This is a genomic window from Streptomyces sp. CRN 30, from assembly GCF_034105845.1.
In genome coordinates, this window is record NZ_JAVRHI010000563.1 from 1 (window position 1) to 22,254 (window position 22,254).

At 72.2% G+C, this 22,254-nt stretch carries 16 protein-coding genes, 2 rRNA genes and 2 pseudogenes; 3 read left to right on the plus strand and 17 right to left on the minus strand.

Annotation, left to right across the window (positions count from 1 at the left end):
• From UW392_RS65430 to UW392_RS65455, 6 genes and pseudogenes are all read right to left on the minus strand, one after another.
• A pseudogene (locus UW392_RS65430) lies at positions 1 to 201 on the minus strand (hypothetical protein); the annotation flags it as partial.
• Positions 186 to 1,364 (minus strand): ParA family protein, encoded by a 1,179-nt coding sequence (locus UW392_RS65435; protein ID WP_320784975.1) that lies wholly within the window; start codon positions 1,362 to 1,364, stop codon positions 186 to 188. The pseudogene UW392_RS65430 and the gene UW392_RS65435, both read right to left, overlap by 16 nt.
• Positions 1,365 to 1,730: 366 nt before the next feature.
• Positions 1,731 to 2,855 carry an alanine dehydrogenase gene (gene ald, locus UW392_RS65440; RefSeq protein ID WP_320784976.1) on the minus strand — a complete coding sequence of 375 codons (1,125 nt, stop codon included), beginning with the start codon at positions 2,853 to 2,855 and terminating at the stop codon, positions 1,731 to 1,733.
• Between the two features lie 173 nt (positions 2,856 to 3,028).
• Positions 3,029 to 5,143, minus strand: a complete 2,115-nt coding sequence (locus UW392_RS65445; protein WP_414497851.1) for a tetratricopeptide repeat protein — start codon at positions 5,141 to 5,143, stop codon at positions 3,029 to 3,031.
• A gap of 239 nt (positions 5,144 to 5,382) precedes the next feature.
• Positions 5,383 to 6,009: an NUDIX hydrolase gene (locus tag UW392_RS65450; RefSeq protein ID WP_320784977.1), complete on the minus strand. Its 627-nt coding sequence runs from the start codon at positions 6,007 to 6,009 to the stop codon at positions 5,383 to 5,385.
• 98 nt (positions 6,010 to 6,107) lie between these two features.
• Positions 6,108 to 7,775: a CTP synthase gene (locus UW392_RS65455; RefSeq protein WP_320784989.1), complete on the minus strand. Its 1,668-nt coding sequence runs from the start codon at positions 7,773 to 7,775 to the stop codon at positions 6,108 to 6,110.
• A 536-nt stretch (positions 7,776 to 8,311) separates the two neighbouring features.
• Here UW392_RS65455 and UW392_RS65460 point away from each other — a divergent pair.
• Entirely contained in the window at positions 8,312 to 10,114 is a 1,803-nt protein-coding gene (locus UW392_RS65460) for a glycoside hydrolase family 15 protein (RefSeq protein WP_320784978.1), read from the plus strand.
• A 66-nt stretch (positions 10,115 to 10,180) separates the two neighbouring features.
• On the opposite strand, the gene UW392_RS65465 is transcribed toward UW392_RS65460, so the two are convergent.
• The 5 genes from UW392_RS65465 to UW392_RS65485 form a co-directional block, all read right to left on the minus strand.
• Positions 10,181 to 11,311, minus strand: coding sequence for a glycosyltransferase family 4 protein (locus UW392_RS65465; RefSeq protein WP_320784979.1), 1,131 nt, complete (start codon positions 11,309 to 11,311; stop codon positions 10,181 to 10,183).
• Between the two features lie 254 nt (positions 11,312 to 11,565).
• Positions 11,566 to 13,296 carry a DNA repair protein RecN gene (gene recN / locus UW392_RS65470; RefSeq protein ID WP_320784980.1) on the minus strand — a complete coding sequence of 577 codons (1,731 nt, stop codon included), beginning with the start codon at positions 13,294 to 13,296 and terminating at the stop codon, positions 11,566 to 11,568.
• Positions 13,297 to 13,409: 113 nt separating this feature from the next.
• A complete protein-coding gene (locus tag UW392_RS65475; RefSeq protein WP_320784981.1) occupies positions 13,410 to 14,315 on the minus strand; it encodes an NAD kinase in 906 nt (301 codons plus the stop codon).
• Positions 14,312 to 15,127 (minus strand): TlyA family RNA methyltransferase, encoded by an 816-nt coding sequence (locus UW392_RS65480; RefSeq protein WP_320784982.1) that lies wholly within the window; start codon positions 15,125 to 15,127, stop codon positions 14,312 to 14,314. Before UW392_RS65480 ends, UW392_RS65475 begins: the two co-directional genes overlap by 4 nt.
• A gap of 7 nt (positions 15,128 to 15,134) precedes the next feature.
• Positions 15,135 to 15,407, minus strand: a complete 273-nt coding sequence (locus UW392_RS65485) for a hypothetical protein (RefSeq protein WP_320784983.1) — start codon at positions 15,405 to 15,407, stop codon at positions 15,135 to 15,137.
• Between the two features lie 42 nt (positions 15,408 to 15,449).
• Between UW392_RS65485 and UW392_RS65490 the strand changes: the two genes are divergently transcribed.
• A complete protein-coding gene (locus UW392_RS65490; protein WP_320784984.1) occupies positions 15,450 to 15,797 on the plus strand; it encodes an SCP2 sterol-binding domain-containing protein in 348 nt (115 codons plus the stop codon).
• 29 nt (positions 15,798 to 15,826) lie between these two features.
• Here the strand turns inward: UW392_RS65490 and UW392_RS65495 are convergent, their stop codons facing one another.
• Both UW392_RS65495 and UW392_RS65500 read right to left on the minus strand, forming a co-directional pair.
• Complete coding sequence (locus tag UW392_RS65495; RefSeq protein WP_414497855.1) at positions 15,827 to 16,645, minus strand: ABC transporter ATP-binding protein; 819 nt, start codon at positions 16,643 to 16,645, stop codon at positions 15,827 to 15,829.
• Positions 16,646 to 16,885: 240 nt separating this feature from the next.
• Positions 16,886 to 17,914 carry an HAD-IIA family hydrolase gene (locus tag UW392_RS65500; protein ID WP_320784986.1) on the minus strand — a complete coding sequence of 343 codons (1,029 nt, stop codon included), beginning with the start codon at positions 17,912 to 17,914 and terminating at the stop codon, positions 16,886 to 16,888.
• 73 nt (positions 17,915 to 17,987) lie between these two features.
• Between UW392_RS65500 and UW392_RS65505 the strand changes: the two genes are divergently transcribed.
• The gene (locus UW392_RS65505) at positions 17,988 to 19,280 is read left to right on the plus strand and encodes a DUF1015 domain-containing protein (protein WP_320784987.1); all 1,293 of its coding nucleotides are present in this window, start codon (positions 17,988 to 17,990) and stop codon (positions 19,278 to 19,280) included.
• Between the two features lie 122 nt (positions 19,281 to 19,402).
• Here the strand turns inward: UW392_RS65505 and UW392_RS65510 are convergent, their stop codons facing one another.
• From UW392_RS65510 to UW392_RS65525, 4 genes and pseudogenes are all read right to left on the minus strand, one after another.
• Entirely contained in the window at positions 19,403 to 20,260 is an 858-nt protein-coding gene (locus tag UW392_RS65510) for a tetratricopeptide repeat protein (RefSeq protein WP_320784990.1), read from the minus strand.
• A 492-nt stretch (positions 20,261 to 20,752) separates the two neighbouring features.
• Positions 20,753 to 21,487 (minus strand): annotated as a pseudogene (locus UW392_RS65515) (hypothetical protein); the annotation flags it as partial.
• Between the two features lie 126 nt (positions 21,488 to 21,613).
• Positions 21,614 to 21,730 (minus strand): 5S ribosomal RNA (rrf, locus tag UW392_RS65520).
• A gap of 105 nt (positions 21,731 to 21,835) precedes the next feature.
• A 23S ribosomal RNA gene (locus UW392_RS65525) occupies positions 21,836 to 22,254 on the minus strand; the annotation flags it as partial.

Sequence of the window (22,254 nt, forward strand, 5' to 3'; positions counted from 1 at the left end):
GGCCGCGTGCTCGGCGCCGTCGCCGCCCTGGGCGGGCACCGACGGCGGCGCGTCCCCGTCGGCGGGATCGCTCTCCGCGGCGGGCGCGGGCACCCGGGCCTCACCATTGGCCTGGCGCCGGGGCGTGGACGCCTGGAGCGCCATGCCCCCTGTCGTGCGGAAGAGTTCGTCGGCCCCGGGCAGACTCACTCGGCGTGACACCGGGCGAGCACCTCCCTGGCGAGCTGGCGGTAGGCGGCGGCACCGACGGAGTTGGAGGCGTACGTGGTGATCGGCTCACCGGCGACCGTGGTCTCCGGGAAGCGGACCGTGCGCCCGATGACCGTGTGGTAGACGTGGTCGTCGAACGCCTCGACGACCCGCGCGAGCACCTCACGGCTGTGCACGGTGCGCGAGTCGTACATCGTGGCGAGGATGCCGTCGAGTTCCAGCTCCGGGTTGAGCCGCTCCTGGACCTTCTCGATGGTCTCGGTGAGCAGCGCCACACCGCGGAGGGCGAAGAACTCGCACTCCAGCGGGACGATCACCTTGTGGGCCGCCGTCAGCGCGTTCACCGTGAGCAGGCCGAGCGAGGGCTGACAGTCGATCACGATGTAGTCGTAGTCGGCCATGAGCGGCTTCAGCGCGCGCTGCAGCGTGGACTCGCGCGCGACCTCGCTCACCAGCTGGACCTCGGCGGCGGACAGGTCGATGTTGCTGGGCAGCAGGTCCATGTTGGGGACCGCGGTCTTCAGGAGGACCTCGTCGGCCGCCATGCCCCGCTCCATGAGCAGGTTGTAGACGGTCAGGTCGAGCTCCATGGGGTTGACGCCCAGGCCGACCGAGAGCGCGCCCTGCGGGTCGAAGTCGACCAGCAGCACCCGCCGTCCGTACTCGGCGAGCGCGGCGCCCAGGTTGATGGTCGACGTGGTCTTGCCGACGCCGCCCTTCTGGTTGCACATCGCGATGATCTTCGCGGGACCGTGGTCGGTCAGCGGGCCCGGGATCGGGAAGTACGGCAGCGGGCGGCCCGTCGGGCCGATGCGCTCACGGCGCTGGCGGGCCGCGTCGGGCGCGAGCGTGGCCGCGTACTCCGGATCGGGCTCGTACTCGGCGTCGGGGTCGTAGAAGTGTCCCTCGGGCAGTTCGTCGTAGTCGGCGAAGTGGCCGCGGAGCTCGCCACTTCCGTCGCCGGCCATGGCGTTCACGTGATGGCCATCCATGCTCTGGTGTGCTGGCTGAGTCACCTCTGACGTGGGGTGACCCTGGTGGGCTGCGAAGGTGCGCACAGCGACGGAGCCGACAGCCTGGAGCCCCGTGGGCCGATGACCCTGCGCAGGCGTTCCTGGTTGACCACCCCCGGGAGTAAATGTCGACTCATTCACAAGTCGTCTTACCTCCTTGGTGACCAGGAAACTTCTAGATAGGTCAGCGTGGCACCATGCCGACGGTTGGCGACTCTATGGCGTGTCACCGGTCCGCAGCAACACAATCCGCCGGACCCGGCCCGATGTGTCGGCATTGAAACATCCCGCTGTCAAGGGCGTACGGCCGTCGCATGGCAGGTTTCACCGTTGTGCGAAAGGGTCGAAGAGTCACGTTCGAGGCGAGTCGACCCGGCACCGGTCAGTGAACATACACACATTCGGCCGGACCTTGTCGGGCAAGGTCCGGCCGAGTGGGCGCGGTTGACGCGCAGTGTTGACGTATCGCTTTACGGCGCCCGCGAGTCGGCCGGGCGGCCGCGCGGCCTAGCCGAGCAGGGAGTCGAGTTCCACGTACTCCATGCCGTGCGCCTCGGCGACCTCCCGGTACACCACCTTGCCGTCATGCGTGTTGAGGCCCCTGGCCAGCGCGGGATCGCGACGCAGCGCCTCGACCCAGCCCCGGTTCGCCAGTTCGACGATGTACGGCAGCGTGGCGTTGGTCAGCGCGTGGGTGGAGGTGTGGGGCACGGCACCCGGCATGTTGGCGACGCAGTAGAACACCGACCCGTGGACGGTGAAGGCCGGTTCGGCGTGCGTGGTGGGGCGCGAGTCCTCGAAGCAGCCGCCCTGGTCGATCGCGATGTCGACAAGGACACTTCCCGGCTTCATCCGCGCCACGAGCTCGTTGGTGACCAGCTTCGGCGCCTTGGCGCCCGGGATGAGGACGGCGCCGATGACGAGGTCGGCCTCCAGGCAGGCCCGCTCCAGCTCGAAGGAGTTGGAGACGACGGTCTGCACCCTGGTGCCGAAGACCCGGTCCGCCTCGCGCAGCTTGTTGATGTCCTTGTCGAGCAGGGTCACGTGGAAACCGAGGCCGACCGCGATCTGCGCGGCGTTCCAGCCCGCCACGCCACCGCCGATGACCACGGCCTTCCCCGCCGCCACGCCCGGAACACCGCCGGGCAGCACACCGCGGCCGCCGCCGGCGCGCATCAGGTGGTAGGCGCCGACCTGTGGGGCGAGCCGGCCCGCGACCTCGGACATGGGGGCGAGCAGCGGCAGCGCCCGGTTCGGCAGCTCGACGGTCTCGTAGGCGATCGCCGTGGTGCCGGACTCCAGCAGCGCGTCCGTGCACTCCTTGGACGCGGCCAGGTGCAGGTAGGTGAAGAGCGTCTGGTCCTTGCGCAGGCGGTGGTACTCCTCGGCGACGGGCTCCTTGACCTTCAGCAGCAGGTCGGCGGTGGCCCACACCTCGTCCGCGGTGCCGAGGATCCGGGCGCCGGCGGCGACGTACTCGTCGTCCGTGATGGAGGAGCCGGCACCGGCGCCCCGCTCGACGACGACCTGGTGCCCGTGGCGGACCAGCTCGTGCACACCGGCGGGGGTGATGGCCACCCGGAACTCGTTGTTCTTGACCTCGCGGGGGATGCCGACCTTCACGTGGATCACGGTCCTCGACTCGTCAGGGGTGTGAGTGACGGCACGCACGCGCACGCAGGCGACGCATGCCAGTCGATGCAGACATACCCGTACGCATCGGAGCGCACCGGGAGACACCGCGGAAGAACCGGCGGCGCACCCAGTCTAATGAAGGCCTCTCCCCTGTCTAGCCTTTCAAAGCATCATTTTCCGCCGGGGGCGCTGCGGATTTCGCAGGCGTTAGCGTCATGTTCCATGGTGATCTCATCACCATCGCCGTCGCGGGCCCCGTCGCCGTCGCCGCCTTCGAGTTCTTCTCCCAGCATGCGCTCGGCCGTTCCCCGGTGCAGCCGGGCCGCCGCCGGGTCCCCGAGCCGTTCCAGCGTGTCCGCGAGCCGGAGGTGCAGCGCCGCCTGCAGCCGGGCGTCCTCGGCACGTCGCGCCCACTCCACGGCCTCCTGGCAGGTGTGCAGCGCCTCCTCGGGCCGCCCCGCGTACTCCTGCACCCGCGCCGTCTCGCTGAGTGCCCGCGCCTGGCCGGCCACGTCACCGAGCCTGCGGTACCCGGCCAGGGCGGAACGCCAGTTGCGCAGCGCCTCCCCGTAACGGCCCGCGTAGGTGTGGGCGGTGGCGATGCGGCCGTGCAGCCGGGCCGCGTCGGCGCGCTCGTCGCGGGCGAGCCGCTGCGCGAGGGCCCGCCCGTACCAGTCGGCCGCCCGGTCGTAGTCCCCGAGCTCCTGGTGGGCGCCGCCCACGGACTCCATCGCGCGGCCGGTCGCGTACGGGTCGCCCGCCCGCCGTCCGGCGTCCAGCGCGGCCCGGTAGCGGAGCAGCGCCTCGGCGGTACGGCCGGTGCGGGCGTCCAGGTCGGCGAGGTTGAGCAGCGCGGCGGCCTGCTCGCGGGGCAGGTCGCGGCGCTCGGCGACGTCGAGCACGAGCCGGTGGATGCCGTACAGGTCCGGTGCGGCGGCGTGGGTGCCGAAGTGGGCGACCATCGCCCGGACGAGCTGGGACATCAGGCGCCGCGCGAGGGTGTCCAGCTCGCCGTCGGCGACCGCCAGCCGGGCCGAGGCCAGCAGCGCGGGCCGCCGTACGCGCAGCCACTCCTCGGCCGCCCGCGGACTGGGGAAACGCAGCGCGCGGGGCATGCCGATGAGCTTCTCGCGGGCCTGCGGGCTGTCGGTCTCGGTGATGGCCCGGCAGGACTGCAGCAGCCGCAGGGTGCGCTCCAGCATGCGGGCGCGGGCCAGCTGGAGTTCGGCCGGGCGTTCGTGGGTCGCGGCGAGGGGGCGCAGCAGCGGCAGCAGACAGCCCGGCACCTCGTACTGCGGCAGGGGCGAGCCCACGGTGTGCAGGAAGCCGAAGGCGGCCAGGTCCTCCAGCGCGCCGCGGGCCGCGTCCACCGAACAGCCGGCCAGTCCGGACGCGGTCTGCGGGTCGACCAGGCCCGCGGGGGCGAGCGACAGCAGCCGCAGCATCCGGGCGGTGGGGCCCGGCAGGGAGTCGTGGGCGAGCCGCAGGACCCGGGAGAGCGGTGTGCCCTCGGCGTCCGCCGCGCGCAGGTGCTTGGCCAGGTCGGCGACGGCGGCCTGGGGGTGCGCCGCGAGCCAGCCCCCGGCGAGCGTCAGCGCGGCGGGCTGGGCCGCGCACTCCTCCACCAGGTGCTCCGCAGCCCGCGGGTCGACGGTGATCCGCACGGATCCGGTGAGGCGGCAGAGCAGTTCCAGCGCGGACTTGGTGTCCAGGCCGCCCAGGGTGCACGGGCGGACGTCGGCGATGCCGGTCAACGGCCCGCCGGAGACCGCGACGACCAGGCACTCCGGGGTGTCCGGCAGCAGCGCGTCGACCTGCTGGGCGTCGGCCGCGTCGTCGAGCAGGAGCAGCGCCCGGCGGCCGGCCAGGGCCGCGCGCAGCGCCGCGGCGAGGTCGTCCTGGCCGGCGCCGGCCGGGGTGGGCAGACCGAGCGCGGTGAGCAGGTCACGTGCGGTGGTCTCAGTGGGTACGGGCGTGCCGCCGGGTTCGGTCAGGCGCGCGCGGAACACCCCGTCGGGGTAGCGGTCGGCCACCCGCCGGGCGAGTTCCTCGGCGAGCGCGGTGCGGCCGTAGCCGGGCCGGCCCGCGATGAGCAGCACGCGCGCGCGGGGCGCCTTCCTGCCGGAGAGGGTGTCGAGGCCGGCCCGCTCGATGTCGGCGCGCAGCTCCTTCAGTTCCCGTGTGCGGCCCAGGAAACCGAGCTCCGTGGAGCCGGTCGGGCCGGCCGGGGGCCGATCCCCTCCGGCCGTCCCGGTGCACTCCGTGTCGACCACCTGTTCCGTCACGGGTCACGCTCCCGTTCCACTGCGCGTGCGAGCCCGCCGGGACTCCGGTCCGGGCGTTTTGCAGAGCCTAGTTCACGCTCTGCGACGATCCCGGCGGAGCACGGCGGACGAGTCGCCCGATCGGATCAGCCGATCGTAGGACCGCATACGCCGGACGGGCAGGAGACCGCAGGAAGTGGCGAAATCGGGCACCTGGAGGCCTGGAACGCCGTCAGGCCTCGTGTTCGTCCAGCCTTCGGTCAGGCCTCGAACGGACGTGCGGGCCACGGCGCCTCCGCCGGGCGCAGCGCGTCGATCCCGTCCCCGTTACGGGCGGCGATCAGCGACAGCACGCCCACCACCAGGCAGTTGTTGTGCAGCTCACCCGCGAGGACGCCGCGTGCGAGCTCGTCGACGGGCACCCGCTCCAGCTCCATGTCGGCCTCCTCGTCCTCGACGAGGAAGCGCTCCCCCTCGGCCTCGGAGAGATCACGGGCGAGGAAGACCCGTACGGCCTCGTCACAGCCGCCGGGCGTGGTGTAGACGTCGGTCAGGACGCGCCAGTCCTCCGCCTTGACGTGGGCCTCCTCGTACAGCTCGCGCTGCGCGGCGTGCAGCGGGTTCTCGCCGGGGACGTCGAGGAGCCCGGCGGGGATCTCCCACAGCTTGTGGCGCACGGGGTGGCGGTACTGACGGAGGACGAGGACCCGGTCCCGGTCGTCGAGGGCGAGGACCGCCACGGAACCGGGGTGGACCTGGTAGTCGCGGCCGACGACCGAGCCGTCGGGCATGACCACGTCGTCGGTGCGCACGGAGGTCTTGGCACCCACGAACGGCGTGTCGCTCGCCCGGATCTCCCACTCCTCGGCGATGTCCTTGATCGTCATGCCCTGTCCTTCCAGCCGTACAAAAGGGAACCGGGGTGCGCGCCCCTGCGATGAGGGCGCGTACCCCGGTCACCGTACAACTCTCGCGTCACCTGCGATTACTTGGCCGTCTTGCGCTCCACGGCGGCCTTGACCAGCCCGGCGAAGAGCGGGTGCGGGCGGGTCGGACGGGAGCGCAGTTCCGGATGCGCCTGGGTGGCGACCAGGTAAGGGTGGGCCTCACGGGGGTACTCGACGTACTCGACCAGCTTGCCGTCCGGGGAGGTGCCGGAGAACTGCAGACCAGCCTTCTTCTCCAGCTCGGCGCGGTACGCGTTGTTCACCTCGTAGCGGTGGCGGTGCCGCTCCTCGATGTACTCCTTGCCGTCGTAGACCTCGCGCGCGATCGAGCCCTCGGCCAGCTTCGCCGGGTACATGCCCAGCCGCATGGTGCCGCCCATGTCGCCCTCGCCGGCGACGATGTCGAGCTGCTCGGCCATGGTGGCGATCACCGGGTGGGCGGTGGCGGGGTCGAACTCGGTGGAGTTGGCGTCCGGGATGCCCGCCAGGTTGCGCGCGGCCTCGATCACGATGCACTGCAGGCCCAGGCAGAGGCCGAGCAGCGGGATGCCGTTCTCCCGGGCGTACTGGATCGCGCCGACCTTGCCGGACACGCCGCGCTCGCCGAAGCCGCCGGGGATACAGATCGCGTCGACGTCGCCCAGCTCCCGGGCCGCGCCCGCCGGCGTCTTGCAGTCGTCGGAGGTGACCCACTTGATCTTCACGCGGGCCTTGTTGGCGAAGCCGCCGGCGCGCAGCGCCTCGGTCACCGACAGGTAGGCGTCGGGCAGGTCGATGTACTTGCCGACCAGCGCCATCGTGATCTCGTGGAGCGGGTTGTGCACGCGGTCGAGCAGGTCGTCCCAGGTGGTCCAGTCCACGTCACGGAAGGGCAGGTCCAGCTTGCGCACGACGTACGCGTCCAGGCCCTCGGAGTGCACGACCTTGGGAATGTCGTAGATCGAGCGGGCGTCCGGACAGGCGACCACGGCGGCCTCGTCGACGTCGCACATCAGCGAGATCTTGCGCTTGATCGCGACCGGGACCTCACGGTCGCAGCGGAGCACGATCGCATCCGGCTGGATACCGATGTTGCGCAGCGCCGCAACCGAGTGCTGTGTCGGCTTCGTCTTCAGTTCACCGGAAGGTCCGATGTAGGGCAGGAGCGAGATGTGCACCACGAACACGTTGTCGCGGCCGACCTCGTGCCGGACCTGGCGGACGGTCTCCAGGAACGGCAGCGACTCGATGTCCCCGACCGTGCCGCCGACCTCGGTGATCACGACGTCGACCTCGTCGGAGGCCATCCGGCGGATGCGGTGCTTGATCTCGTTGGTGATGTGCGGGATGACCTGGACGGTGTCACCCAGGTACTCGCCGCGGCGCTCCTTGGCGATGACCGTGGAGTACACCTGGCCGGTGGTGACGTTGGCGGAGCCGTCGAGGTCGCGGTCGAGGAAGCGCTCGTAGTGGCCGATGTCCAGATCGGTTTCGGCCCCGTCGTTGGTGACGAACACCTCACCGTGCTGGAAGGGGTTCATCGTGCCCGGGTCGACGTTCAGGTACGGGTCGAGCTTCTGCATGACGACACGGAGGCCGCGCGCCTTGAGCAGCATGCCCAGGCTGGAGGCGGTGAGGCCCTTGCCGAGCGAGGAGGCGACGCCCCCGGTGACGAAGATGTGCTTGGTCGTCGTTGCTGTGCCGTTTCGAAAAGCACTGGGCGGCATGGCCAAGAGGGGGCTCCCGTGGTCGCGGTCTGTGGGGCGGTTCGGCTGCCGGTCCGGAGGATTCCTTCTGGTGCCGTCGCTGCGGTTCGGGGGACTCAACCCTCGGGTTGGTGCGCCCACCGGTCCACGGGCTACCAGCGTAACAGCGCGAGCGGGAGATGGCTTCCGGCCACGCTCCGCACACGGCCCGACACGAAGTTCGGAAGCCCGGCTTCCGGGTCACTCGTCCGGCAGATCCGGGTTGGCCGGAGCGGCACTCAGGACCCCGGGCAGCGTCGTATCCTCTTCGGACACTCGCTGCCGAGCACGGCCGGCGTACGGCGCCACCCCCGTCCGTTCCCGGATCACCTGGAGCTCGACAGTTCGTTGTTGAGCAGCGAACGCCTCGACTCCGTTGGGCATCGTTGTACGACGACGCATGACACGAACCCATGGATCACACTGGACACTGGCCCTTGTTGATCCCTTGGGTCCCTTGACCGCTGAAGCGACCGCCCTCTGACCGGGGCGACGTGGCCGTTCGACTGGAGTAGCACGTGGCCGGGCGCATCGAAGACTACGCACTCATCGGGGACATGCAGACGGCCGCGCTGGTCTGCCGGGACGGCACGGTGGACTGGCTGTGCCTGCCCCGTTTCGACTCCCAGGCCGTCTTCGCGGGACTGCTCGGCACGGAGGAGCACGGGTTCTGGCGGATCGGGCCGGCCCATACGGACGGGGAGGAACCACCAGCGGCCTCGCGCCGGACCTACCGGGGCGACTCGCTGGTCCTGGAGTCCGAGTGGGACACCCCGCGCGGCACGGTCCGCGTGACGGACTTCATGCCGCCCCGTGACGGCGCCCCGCAGCTGATCCGCATCGTCGAGGGCGTCAGCGGCCGGGTACCGATGCGCTCCGCGCTGCGGATGCGTTTCGCGTACGGGCGTGTCGTGCCGTGGGTGCACAAGCACGAGGGCCGCACCGTGGCGGTCGCGGGCCCCGACTCCGTGTGGTTCGACACGGACGCCGAGACCTTCGGCGAGGAGCTGACGACCTACGCCGACTTCACCGTGGCGCCGGGCGACAAGCTCGCGTTCACCATCTCCTGGCAGGCCTCGCACAAGGAGCCGCCGCCGCTGCCGGAACCGGAGCAGTCGCTCGAGGCCGCGCTGGAGTTCTGGCGCGACTGGGTGGAGAACTGCACGTACCACGGGCCCTACCGGGAGGCCGTGGTCCGCTCCCTGATCACCCTCAAGGCCCTCACCTACGCCCCCACCGGCGGCATCGTCGCCGCGCCCACCACCTCCCTGCCGGAGCACATCGGCGGCGTCCGCAACTGGGACTACCGCTACACCTGGCTCCGCGACGCCGCCATCACCCTCTCCTCGCTGCTGCGCACCGGCTACCGCGAGGAGGCCCGCGCCTGGCGCGAATGGCTGCTCCGGGCCGTCGCCGGCGACCCCGAGAACCTGCAGATCATGTACGGCATCGCGGGCGAGCGGGAGCTCGGCGAGGCGGAGCTGGACTGGCTGCCGGGCTACGAGGACTCCGCGCCCGTCCGGGTCGGCAACGGCGCGGCGCACCAGCTGCAGCTGGACGTGTACGGCGAGACCATCGAGGCCCTGCACCTGGCCCACATGACCGGCCTCGCCCGCAACGACTACGCCTCGCTCCTCCAGCTGAAGCTGATCCGCTACCTGGAGGACCACTGGAACGAGCCGGACGAGGGCATCTGGGAGGTGCGCGGCCCGCGCCGGCACTTCGTGCACTCCAAGGTCATGGCCTGGGTGGCGGTCGACCGCACCATCAAGCTCATCGAGTCGGGCGACGCCGACGGCCCGCTGGAGAGGTGGCGCGCGCTGCGCGACGACATCCACCGGGACGTGTGCGAGAAGGGTTACGACAAGGAGCGCAACACCTTCACCCAGTCCTACGGCTCCAAGGAGCTGGACGCCTCCCTGCTGCTCATCCCGCAGGTGGGCTTCCTGCCGCCGGACGACAAGCGGGTGATCGGCACCATCGAGGCGATCCAGCGGGAGCTGTCGACCACGGACGGCTTCATCCTGCGCTACCCGACCTCCGGCGGGGACGAGGGCGTGGACGGGCTGCCGGGCGACGAGGGCGCGTTCCTGGCGTGCTCGTTCTGGATGGCGGACGACCTGGCGATGATCGGCCGGGTGGACGAGGCCCGCAAGCTCTTCGAGAAGCTACTGGCCCTCCGCAACGACCTGGGGCTGCTGGCGGAGGAGTGGGACCCGGTCGCGCAGCGCCAGGTCGGCAACTTCCCGCAGGCGTTCAGCCACGTGCCCCTGATCGACACGGCGCTGCGGCTGACGGCCTCGGGCGCGTACGGCGGCTGATCCCCGCGCGGCCGTGGCGGTCCGTGCCACGGCCGCGGAACGTACGCCTGTACGGCCGTACGACGGCTAGGAGAGCGGCCTGGACCGCGTCAGCTCGTCGTAGACGCTGAGCACCTGGGCCACCGTCTCGTCCTCGGTCGGCCAGGTGGCGGCCTGCCGGACACCGTTGTCCTTGAGCACCTCACGGCGGCCGGGATCGGCCAGGAGGCGGACGACGGCCTCCGCGAGGGCCGCCGCGTCGCCGTGCGGAACCAGCTCCGCCGCGTCGCCCACGAGTTCGGGCACACCGGCGACGGCGGCCGCGACGAGCGGCACGCGCGCGTGCAGGGCCTCCTGCGCGAGCACGGACCGGGACTCCCAGCTGCTCGGCAGCAGCGCGATGTCGGCGGCGGCGATCAGCTCGACGATGTCGTCGCGCCGTCCCACCAGCCGCACCGGGAGCGCCTCGTCCTCGATCCGCCGCTGCAGGACGGCCCGCAGCGGCCCCTCCCCCGCGATCACCACCAGCGGGGCGGGGTCGAGTCCGCGCCAGATCCGCGCGGCGTCCAGCAGCGTCCCGTACCCGCGGTCGTGGTCGAGCGTGCCGACGGCCATGAGCAAGGGGCGACCGGTGGCGCCGACCTCGGCACGGGTCTTGGACCGCGTCGGGTCCGGGTCGTCGTCGGGCCGGCGCGGGGCGGGCAGGGCGACGGCGGCGAGCCGCGCGTCCCGGGCGCCCCTCTCGCGGGCCCGGTCGACGAGTTCGGAGGAGGTGCCGAGGACCACCGAAGCGGTTCGGGCGACCCGCCGCTCCAGCAACCGCAGCAGATGGCCCCGGGCCCCCTCCGCCTGCGAACGCGTGTGCCAGGTCACGACGAACGGGACGGTACGGCCGCTCAGCGCGAGCGAGGCCCGGAACGCGGCGTGCAGTCCGTGCGCGTGCACGAGGTCGGCACCCGCACAGGCCGTCCGCAGGGCGGTCACGGCGGCGGGGTCGCTGCTGCGGTCCACCGGAACGTGCACGGCGCCGACGCCGGTGAAGTCGTACGTGCGGCCCGTCTCACCCGGAGCGCACACGGTGACCCGCACCCCCCGGGCGACGAGGCCCTCGGCCAGCGACCGCACATGCGTACTACTGGCCGCGCTGCCCCCGCCGAGCACCTGCACGGTGCGCAGCGGCGCTTGGCCCTGCGGTGAGTGGCTGCTCACGTGGCTCACGTGGCCGGGGCTCCTGGTTCGGCGTCGAACGGTCACGAAGGAACGGACAGAAGGTCCGCGCGGAGCGGGTGGACCGCGCGGGGCGCTTCCGCCTGGTACGTCGTACCACGGTCAAGGATGCCAGGCCGCGGGCGCGTTCCGGCACCGCCGCGGACCGGTGCCCCCCTGTCAGGGGCAACCTGCCGAGCGGCATCACCCGCACGAGTGACGCCCCGCACTCCACCGCCCGTACCGCCGTCCCACCGGTACCGCCGCTACCCGTCCCCCCGGGCCGTGGCCAGCAGCTCCTCGGCGTGGGCGCGGGCCGTCTCGGAGTCCTCCTGGCCTGCGAGCATCCGGGACAGCTCACGGACGCGGTCCTCGCCCTCCAGCACCTTCACACCGGACCGGGTCACCGACCCGTCGTTGGTCTTCTCCACCAGCAGCTGCCGGTCGGCGAAGGCGGCCACCTGCGGCAGATGGGTCACCACCACGACCTGCGCGGACTTCGCGAGCTTGGCGAGCCGCCGCCCGATCTCCACCGCGGCCTTGCCGCCCACCCCCGCGTCGACCTCGTCGAAGAGGTACGTCGGCACCGGGTCGGTGCCCGCGAACACCACCTCCACCGCGAGCATCACGCGCGACAGCTCACCGCCGGACGCGCCCTTGGCGATGGGCCGGGGCGGCGCCCCCGGGTGCGGGGCCAGCAGCAGTTCGACCTCGTCCACGCCGGACGGCCCGTAGGACACGGTGCGCCCGTCGACCTCCACGCCCTCGGGGTCCTCGCTCTGCCGGATCGCGAACGACACGCGCGCGTGGGGCATCGCCAGCGACGCCAGCTCGGCCGTCACGGCGGCCGCGAACCGCTCGGCGGCCTCCGTACGAGCCTCCGTCAGGGCCTGCGCCAGCCCGCCCAGTTCGGCCCGCAGCGCGTCCCGCTCGGCGGTGAGCTCCTCGATCCGCTCGTCGTCGCCGTCCAGCTCGGTCAGCCGCGTGGCACTGGTCCCGGCCCACGCGAGGACGGCGGTGACGTCCTCGCCGTACTTCCGCGTCAGCGCGTTCAACGCGGCCCGCCGCTCCTCGACGGCCGCGAGCCGCAGCGGATCGGCGTCCAGGTCGTCGGCGTACCCGGCCAGTTCACCCGCCACGTCGCCCAGCAGGATCCCGATCTCCCCGATCCGGGAGGCCAGCGCGGCGAGGGCGGGGTCGTGGGACCGTACGGCCTCCAGGGCCCGGTGCGCGCCCGCGACCAGCGTCGTCGCGTCGATGCCCTCGGGGTCCTCGGGGTTGCCCGCGAGCGCCGCGTGCGCGACCGTCGCGGCCGACGCCAGCGCCTCCGCGTGTCCCAGCCGCTCGGCCTCCGCCGACAGCTCCGCGTCCTCGCCGGGCCGCGGCTCGACCGCCGCGATCTCCTCGAGCCCGAAGCGCAGCAGGTCGGCCTCCTGGGCGCGTTCCCGCGCGCGCGTGGTGATCTCGTCCAGCTCGACGGAGACGGCCCGCAGCCGACGGTAGGCGCCCGCGTACTTGGCGAGCGGCACGGCGACCGCGTCGCCCGCGTACCGGTCGAGCGCCTGCCGCTGCCGGTTCAGCTTGAGCAGGCCCTGCTGGTCGGTCTGCCCGTGCACGGCCACCAGGTCGTCGGCGAGCTCGGCGAGCAGGCCCACGGGCACGGAACGCCCGCCGAGGTGCGCCCGCGAGCGCCCTTCGGCGGAAACGGTACGGCTGATCAGCAGCGCCCCGTCGTCCAGCTCGGCCCCGGCCTCCTCGGCGCGCACGACGGCCGCGGCGCCCGCGGGCACGGCGATCCGCCCCTCCACGACCGCGTTCTTCGCGCCGATCCGCACCAACGCCGCATCCGCGCGCCCGCCGAGCAGCAGGCCCAGGCTGGTGACCACCATGGTCTTGCCCGCGCCCGTCTCGCCCGTGACGGCGGTGAAACCTGGTGACAGCTCGACGACCGCGTCGTCGATGACTCCGAGCGACCGTATCCGCATCTCCTCCAACACGTCCCCGACGATACGAGGTTTTCCCGGCCGGGCGCGACGCAGCCCCTTCCTGGGAGAGGAAGGGGCTGGTCGGCGAGGGGGCGTGACCGTCGTGGGAGGGACGGTGGCGTTGACTAGTGGGGCGCTCCCCGCCACCCGGAGACGGGCAGCGCGAACTTGGCCACCAGCCGGTCCGTGAACGAGGCGTGGTGCAGCCGGGCCAGCCTGACCGGCACGGCGCCCCTGCGCACCTCCACACGCGCTCCCGGCGGCAGCTCCACGGTCCGCCGCCCGTCGCACCACAGCACACCCGGCGGCACGTGCGGCAGCACCTCCACCGCCAGCACGGAGTCCGGGGAGGTCACCAGCGGCTTGGCGAACAGCGCGTGCGCGCTGATCGGCACCATGAGCAGCGCCTCCACCTCGGGCCACACCACGGGGCCGCCCGCGGAGAAGGCGTACGCGGTGGACCCGGTGGGGGTGGCGCACACGATGCCGTCGCAGCCGAACCCGGTCACCGGCCGCCCGTCGATCTCCAGGACGACCTCGAGGAGCTTCTCCGCGGACACCTTCTGCACGGCGGCCTCGTTGAGCGCCCAGTCGGTGTGCACGATGTCGCCGTTGCGGTGCACGACCACGTCGACGGTCATGCGCTCCTCGACCTCGTACGTCCGCGTCACCACCCGGTCGACGACCTTGTCGAGGTCGTCGCGCTCGGCCTCCGCCAGGAAGCCGACGCGGCCGAGGTTGACGCCGAGCATCGGCACCCCGGAGGCGCGGGCGAACTCGGCGCCGCGCAGCAGCGTCCCGTCACCGCCGAGCACGATCAGCAGCTCGCACCCGTCGAGGCACTGCGGTGTGGCCTCCCCGACGAGGTCCACCGTGTCCGGCAGCGGCAGGTCGCGCGCCTCCGCCTCCAGGACCCGTACACCGATCCCGCTCTGCAGCAGGCCTCTGACCACCAGCTCGGCGCTCCTGATGGCGGCCGGCCGGCCGGTGTGGGCCAGCAGGAACACCGTACGAGGTCGGTTCTCGGTCACTGCGGCCCCTCCGTCACTGCTCGGTCGACGTCGGCCGGGTCCAGCGCGGGTGCCCCGGCACGCAGCCACAGAAAGTACTCGACATTGCCCGAGGGACCGGGCAGCGGGCTGGCCGTCACGCCGTTCACCCCGAGACCCAGTTCCGCGGCCCGCCCGGCCACGCCCCGCACGGCCTCGGCCCGCAGCTGCGGGCTGCGCACGACTCCGCCACTGCCCAGCCGTTCCTTGCCCACCTCGAACTGGGGCTTGACCATCATCACCAGATCGGCGTCCGGCTTCGTGCACCGCGCCAGGGCGGGCAGGACCAGTCCGAGCGGGATGAAGGACAGGTCCCCCACAACAAGATCCACAGGCTCCCCATCGATCGCTTCGAGCGTCAACTCTCGTACGTTCGTACGGTCCTTGACGGTGACGCGTTCATCGCTCTGGAGGGACCAGGCGAGTTGCCCGTACCCGACGTCGACGGCGACGACGTGCGCGGCGCCCGCCCGCAGCAGAACGTCGGTGAAGCCGCCGGTGGACGCGCCGGCGTCCAGCGCCCGCCGCCCCTCCACCGCCAGCCCGAGCGGCCCGAAGGCCGCCAGCGCGCCCGCGAGCTTGTGCCCGCCCCGCGACACGTAGTCGGGGTCGCCGTCGTCCTCCGCGACCACGATGGCGGCCGCGGTCTCCACCTGCGTGGCGGGCTTGGTCGCCACGGCCTTGCCGACACGCACGCGTCCGGCGGCGATCAGCTGACTGGCGTGCTCCCGCGAGCGCGCGAGCTTGCGGCGGACCAGTTCGGCGTCGAGACGGCGGCGTGCCACTCCTGCCACGTTCGGTTCAGCTCCTGGGGTCGTACGGCGGATCGTTGGGGCGGACGTCGAGTGCGGCGAGCGCGTCGCGCAGCCCCCGGTGTACATCCTCGTACACCTCGACGTGGCCGTCCGTGCCGAGGTGGTCCGCGTCGGCGAGCCGCTCCAGTCGGGCGTCGACCTCGGCGTGCCCCGTGGGGACGCGTGTGACACCGAGCGGGGCGGGTGCGGCGGGATCGAGCCCGGGCCCCGGCTCCGGCCCGGGCGGGGGGACGTGGCCCTCGGGCACCAAGTCGTTCATGCCCCGACGCTACCCCGAAGCGCTGCGGTACCGTCGAGCGCGATGGCCACGACCGAGGAGTGCCGTGCCGCACTCGAGAAGCTGTCCGACAACCTCGCGGGCGCCGAAGGGAACGTGCGCACCGCCGCCGCGCTCGACCGCTCGCTGAGCTGCCACATCACGGACCTGGACGTCACCTTCGCCGGACGGCTGACCGACGGCCGCATCGAGGTGCTGGACACGTTCGACGGGCAGCCGCGCGAGAAGGCCGACATCCGGCTCGCGATGACCGGGGACGACCTGGTCGCGCTGGTCGACGGCGAACTGAATTTCGCGCGCGCCTGGGGATCGGGCCGGGTGCGGCTCGAGGCGGGCGTACGCGATCTGTTCCGGCTCAGGAAGCTCATGTAGCCGAACCGGTCCCGCTGGGCGGTTCCGGCTCAGGACGCCTTCACGGCCGGCACCCGCGTGCGTGCCTTCCGCGCGGCCGGCACCACCAGCGGCGTACCCGTCTCCGGGTCGTCGATGACCTGGCAGCGCAGCCCGAAGACGTCCTCGACCAGCTCGGCCGTGACGATGTCCGACGGTGCGCCCTCGGCGATCACCTCGCCGCCGCGCAGGGCGATGAGGTGAGTGGCGTACCGGGCGGCGTGGTTGAGGTCGTGCAGCACCGCGACCAGCGTCCGCCCCTGCTCCTCGTGGAGTTCGGCGCACAGGTCGAGCACGTCGATCTGGTGCTGGATGTCCAGGAAGGTCGTCGGCTCGTCGAGCAGCAGCAGGGGCGTCTGCTGGGCCAGCGCCATGGCGATCCACACGCGCTGCCGCTGCCCGCCGGAGAGCTCGTCGACGTACCGCTCCGCGAGCTCGGCGACGCCCGTCGACTCCATCGACTCCCGCACGATCCGCTCGTCCTCGGCCGACCACTGCCGCAACAGCCCCTGGTGCGGGTAACGGCCGCGTCCCACCAGGTCGCCCACGGTGATCCCGTCGGGTGCGATCGACGACTGCGGCAGCAGGCCCAGGGTGCGCGCGACCTTCTTGGCGGGCATCGACTGGATGGCGTTCCCGTCGAGCAGCACCCGGCCCTCGGAGGGCTTCAGCATCCGCGACAGGGCGCGGAGCAGCGTGGACTTGCCGCAGGCGTTGGGGCCGACGATCACGGTGAAGGAGCTGTCGGGGATCTCCACCGACAACTCCTCCGCGATGACGCGCTGGTCGTAGGCGAGAGTGACGTTCTCGGCGGACAGGCGGTTCACGATGCTCCTCGCGCTCCTCGGGCTGCTCTCGTGGGTGTCGTTCGCCGGCCTGCTCCTGCGGTCACGACACCGACGGTCGCCGTACGCGACTCGAGGGGACTGTCGACGATCACAAGGTTAGGTTAGCCTATCCTCCAGTTAACCTCCGGTCCTTTACGCCGGCCCTCCCGAGCCGGACCACCGCGGGCCCTGCCCCGCGCAGATCGGCCATTCTCCCGCGCACCGGACGCCGCCCCGGCCCACTCACAGCCCCAGCCGCGCCAGCGCCTTCCCCCCGTCCAGCCCGCACGCGCCCTCTCCGGCCGCCGTCCAGGCCGCCGCGCACAGCGCCCGCAGCCCGTCGAGGGCGGGGCCCTCGCCCTCCAGCTCGAGCCGCTCCTCCCCGGCCGTCGCCGTCCAGCCCCCGCAGCGGAAGGCTCCACCGGCTTCGGCGACCTCCGGCTGGCCGGTGAGCAGCCCGCGCAGATCGGCGTCGACGTAGGTCGGCCGGTGCTCCGGTCGCGCGGCCAGCAGCCGCGCCCCGTCGGTGACCCCGGTCAGCACCAGCAGGGAGTCCACCCCGCCGTTGAACGCGCCCTCGATGTCCGTGTCCAGCCGGTCCCCGACCACGAGCGGGCGCCGGGCACCCGTACGCAGGATCGTCTCCCGGTGCATCGGGGGCAGCGGCTTGCCCGCCACCTGCGGCTCGGCACCCGTGGCTATCCGTACGACCTCCACCGCGGCGCCGTTCCCGGGGGCGATCCCGCGTGCGCTGGGGATCGTCAGGTCGGTGTTGGACGCGAACCACGGCACCCCGCGCGCGATGGCGTACCCGGCCTCCGCGAACCGGCCCCACGCCATCTCGGGCCCGCCGTACCCCTGCACCACCGCCACCGGATCGTCGTCGGCCGACTCGACGGGCTCGAGCCCGCGCTCCCGCAGCGCCACCCGCAGCCCCTCCCCGCCGATGACCAGGACCCGCGCCCCCGCGGGCACCTGCTCGGCGACGAGCCGGGACACGGCCTGCGCCGACGTGATGACGTCCTCGGCCTCCGCCGGCGTCCCCAGCTCGGTGAGGTGCGCGGCCACGGCGTCCGGCGTCCGCAGCGCGTTGTTCGTGACGTACGCGAGGCGCATGCCGCGCGCGCGGGCGGTGGCGAGCGACTCGACCGCGTGGACGATGGCGTTCCCGCCCGCGTACACCACGCCGTCCAGGTCGAGCAGCGCCGTGTCGTACGCCTCGGTCAACGGCCGCGCACTGCCCTCGGGGCGCGTGGTGACGGTCTGGCTCATTGCGTATCGCTCCTCGGTCTGATCCCTTTCCCCCGATCATCGCTCATGCCACCGACACACTTACGATGCCCCAATGAGCGAAGCAGGTCATGCGGAGGAGACCCCGGAACGCAGCGGCCTCGAACTGGTGCCCTTCAGAGGCGTCCGCTACGACCCCGACCGGGTCGGCAGCCTGGCCGCGGTGACCTCCCCGCCGTACGACGTGGTCGTACGGCCGGACGGCCTGCTGTACCTGGAGTCCGCCGACCCGCACAACATCGTGCGCCTGATCCTGCCCCAGGCCACCGCGCCCGCGGCCCGCAACGCACAGGCGGCGGCCACGCTGCACCGCTGGCTGGGCGAGGGCGTCCTGGTCGCCGACGCGGAACCGGGCCTGTACGTGTACGAGCAGCGCGACGCCGGCATGCTGCAGCGCGGCATCATCGGCGCCCTGCGCCTGTCGGACGCCGCGGAGGGCACGGTCCTCCCGCACGAGGACGTGATGCCGCACGTCGTCGCGGACCGCGCGGACCTGATGCGTGCCACCCGCGCCAATCTCGAACCGCTGCTGCTGACCTACCGTGGCAACGGCTCACGGACCGGCGCGGGCGCCGTCGTGGAACGCACCGCCGAGCGCCCGCCGCTCCTCTCCACGACCACGGAGGACGGCTTCAGCCACCGCCTGTGGGCGGTGACCGATCCGGCCGATCTCCGCGAGATCCAGTCGGACCTCGCGCACCAACAGGCCCTCATCGCCGACGGCCACCACCGCTGGGCGACCTATCTGCGGCTCCGCGGGGAGTTCCCCTCCCCCGGCCCCTGGGACCAGGGCCTGGTGCTCCTGGTCGACACGGCCCGCTACCCCCTGCGCGTCCGTGCGATCCACCGGCTCCTGCACAAGCTGCCGGTGTCCGAGGCACTGGCCGCCGCGGCCGAGCACTTCCGCGTACACCGCCTCGACGTCCCGCTGCCGCAGGCCCTGCACGCCCTGGCCGACGCGGCCCACACCGGCAACGCCTTCCTGCTCGCGGGCGACGGCGCCTTCCACCTCCTGGACCGGCCGGACCCGGAGCTCCTGGCCCGTACGGTGCCCGCCGACCGCCCGGCCGCGTGGCGCACCCTGGACGCCACGGTCCTGCACGCCGCGCTGCTGGACCACGTCTGGCACATCTCCGAGAACTCCCCCGACGACATCGCGTACATCCACGACACGGCGGCCACCGTGGAAAAGGCCGAACGGGACGGCGGCACGGCCGTCCTGCTGCACCCGGTCCGCGAGGACGTCGTGCGTGACCTGGCCCGCCAGGGCGTCACCATGCCCCGCAAGTCGACGTCGTTCGGCCCGAAGCCGGCGTCGGGGCTGGTACTGCGCGCGCTGGAGCTCTGACGGCCCTGTGCGCAGGGACCGGAGCAAGTCGAGCTGATACGAGGAATTGAGCCGATACGAGAGAGGGCGGACCCGAAGCGGGCCCGCCCTCTCTCTTGCTGCCGTCGGCTCAGGCCGCCGCGTCAGCTGTCGTCGTCGCTCCGCCGACGGGGCTCGGCCTCGATGCCGCCCTCACCGGCCCGCGCGGTCCCGGTCTCGTCGCCATCCTCGTTCTCGACCGCAACCTCGGCCTCGGTCTCGGTCTCGACCGCAGCCTCGGCCCCGGTCTCGACCTCGGCCTGGTCCTCGAGGCCGTCCTCGTCCTCGAGGGCGTCGACGAACTCGACGCCGTCCAGCTCGGCCAGCCGGTCCGAGGCGTCGGTGCTGCCGTCACGGTCGGCCTCGACGGCCTTCGCGAACCACTCCCGCGCCTCGCTCCGCCGCTCGGCCGCGAGGAGCGCGTCGGCGTAGGCGTAGCGCAGGCGCGCGGTCCACGGCTGCACCGAGTGGGAGGCGAGCTCGGGGCTCTGCAGGGTCACGATGGCCGCGTCGAGCTGCCCCATGTCCCGCCGGGCACCGGCTGCCACGAGCCGCATCTCGACCTGGCCCGCCTTGTCCAGCTTGTGCACCTCGGGCGCCCCGGCCATGTCCAGCGCCTTCTCGGGCCGGCCCAGACCACGCTCACAGTCGGCCATGACCGGCCACAGGTCGGTGTTCCCGGTCATGCGGCGCGCGGCCCGGAACTCGGCGAGGGCCTCGTTGTACTTCTGGGTGGCGTACGCGGCGAAGCCGGCCGCCTCCCGGACGGCGGCCACGCGCGAGGCCAGCCGCAGGGCCACCCTGGAGTAGCCGTACGCGCCCTCGGGGTCCTCGTCGATGAGCCGGGCGACCATCACCAGGTTCCGGGCGACGTCCTCGGCGAGCGTCTTCGGCAGGCTCTGCAGCTCCTGCCGTACGTCCTTGTCGATCTCCTCGCCCGTGACGTCCTCGGGGATGGGCAGCCGCTTGATCGGCTCACGGTCCCGCTCCCGCTCGTCACGGAAGCGCCCGCCGCCACGCCGGTCGTCGTCCCGCCCGCGGTAACCGCCGGGCCGGCCGCCGCGGTCGTCACGGCGGAAGTCGTCACGACGGGGGCCACGGCTCCGCTCGTCACGGGCGTCATGCCCCCCGCGGCCACGGAATCCGCCCCGCTCGCCGCGCTGCTCACCGCGAGCGTCGTCACGCCGGAACCCACCCCGCTCGCCACGCTCGCCGCGCTCGTCACGACGGGAGTCGTCGCGGCGGGAGTCGTCGCGGCGGAATACGGGACGGCCCTGCCGGTCCCCGCGGTCCCCACGGTCGTCGCGCCGGAATCCGCCCCGGTCACCGTCGCGGCGGTCGTCCCTGCGGTCATCCCGCCGGTCGTCACGACGGTCGTCACGGCGGTCGTCGCGGCGGTCGAAGCGCTCACGGAAGCCACCGCGGTCTCCACGCTCGCCACGCTCGCCGCGGTCGTCGCGTCGGAAGCCGCGGTCGCGGTCGTCCCTACGGAAACCGCCCCGGTCACCACGGTCGTCCCTGCGGAACCCGCCACGGTCACCACGATCGCGGTCGCGGTCACGGTCGTCCCTGCGGAAGCCACCCCGGTCGCCACGATCGTCACGACGGAAGCCGTCCCGGTCGTCGCGCCGGAAGCCACCCCGGTCACGGTCGCCACGGTCCTCGCGCCGGAAACCACGGTCCCCGCGGTCCCCGCGGTCGTCCCTACGGGTATCGCGGTCACGGTCGCGGTCGTCCCTGCGGAAACCGCCTCGGTCGCCACGATCGTCACGACGGGTACCGTCCCGGTCGTCGCGCCGAAAGGCCGGACGACCACCGCGATCGCTCTCTCGTCGGTCATCACGCCGGCCGTAGCCTCCGCCACCACCACGGTTGTCCTCGCGCCGGAAGCCACTGCGCTCCCCGCCGCGGTCGCGGTCGTCGCGCCGGAAACCGCCCCGGTCACGATCGCGGTCGCGATCCCGGTCACGGTCGTCCCGGCGGAAGCTGCCCCGGTCACCACCCCGGTCACCACCCCGGTCGCCGCCTCGGTCACCGTCTCGACGGTCGTCACGACGGCCGTAGCCGTAACCGCCGCGGTCGTTGTCACGACGCGGGCCCCCGCGGTACCCGCCGCGGTCACCGCGGTCACCCCCGTCCCGGCGGCGCTGGTCGCGCTCCGGTCGCTCTTCGGGAGAGTTGGTGGACATCGGTGACTCCTGTCTTCGGTACCGCAGTCGTTCTCGCGCGGCCGGGTACCCGACGCGCTTTTGGCAAAAACAAAAAAGGACCTCTGGTCCCAGCTGAACGCTGGGACCAGAGGTCCTCCAAAGATTGTTCGGCGGCGTCCTACTCTCCCACAGGGTCCCCCCTGCAGTACCATCGGCGCTGTGAGGCTTAGCTTCCGGGTTCGAAATGTAACCGGGCGTTTCCCTCACGCTATGACCACCGAAACCCTATTGGTTTCGAGCGAACAAGCACACTTTTCAGTTGAGAGTTCCGCTCAAAGCCGACAACTGTTCGTTGTCTCAGAACTAACACAGTGGACGCGAGCAACTGAGGACAAGCCCTCGGCCTATTAGTACCGGTCAACTCCACACGTTACCGTGCTTCCATATCCGGCCTATCAACCCAGTCGTCTACTGGGAGCCTTACCCCATCAAGTGGGTGGGAGTCCTCATCTCGAAGCAGGCTTCCCGCTTAGATGCTTTCAGCGGTTATCCCTCCCGAACGTAGCCAACCAGCCATGCCCTTGGCAGAACAACTGGCACACCAGAGGTTCGTCCGTCCCGGTCCTCTCGTACTAGGGACAGCCCTTCTCAAGACTCCTACGCGCGCAGCGGATAGGGACCGAACTGTCTCACGACGTTCTAAACCCAGCTCGCGTACCGCTTTAATGGGCGAACAGCCCAACCCTTGGGACCGACTCCAGCCCCAGGATGCGACGAGCCGACATCGAGGTGCCAAACCATCCCGT

Bases quoted from the DNA above. Each gene is read 5' to 3' on its own strand.
- UW392_RS65500 (WP_320784986.1), bottom strand. From the start codon at position 17,914: ATGAGCCAGACCGTCACCACGCGCCCCGAGGGCAGTGCGCGGCCGTTG.
- UW392_RS65490 (WP_320784984.1), top strand. From the start codon at position 15,450: ATGGCCACGACCGAGGAGTGCCGTGCCGCACTCGAGAAGCTGTCCGAC.
- UW392_RS65455 (WP_320784989.1), bottom strand. From the start codon at position 7,775: ATGCCGCCCAGTGCTTTTCGAAACGGCACAGCAACGACGACCAAGCAC.
- UW392_RS65450 (WP_320784977.1), bottom strand. From the start codon at position 6,009: ATGACGATCAAGGACATCGCCGAGGAGTGGGAGATCCGGGCGAGCGAC.
- UW392_RS65485 (WP_320784983.1), bottom strand. From the start codon at position 15,407: ATGAACGACTTGGTGCCCGAGGGCCACGTCCCCCCGCCCGGGCCGGAG.
- UW392_RS65505 (WP_320784987.1), top strand. From the start codon at position 17,988: ATGAGCGAAGCAGGTCATGCGGAGGAGACCCCGGAACGCAGCGGCCTC.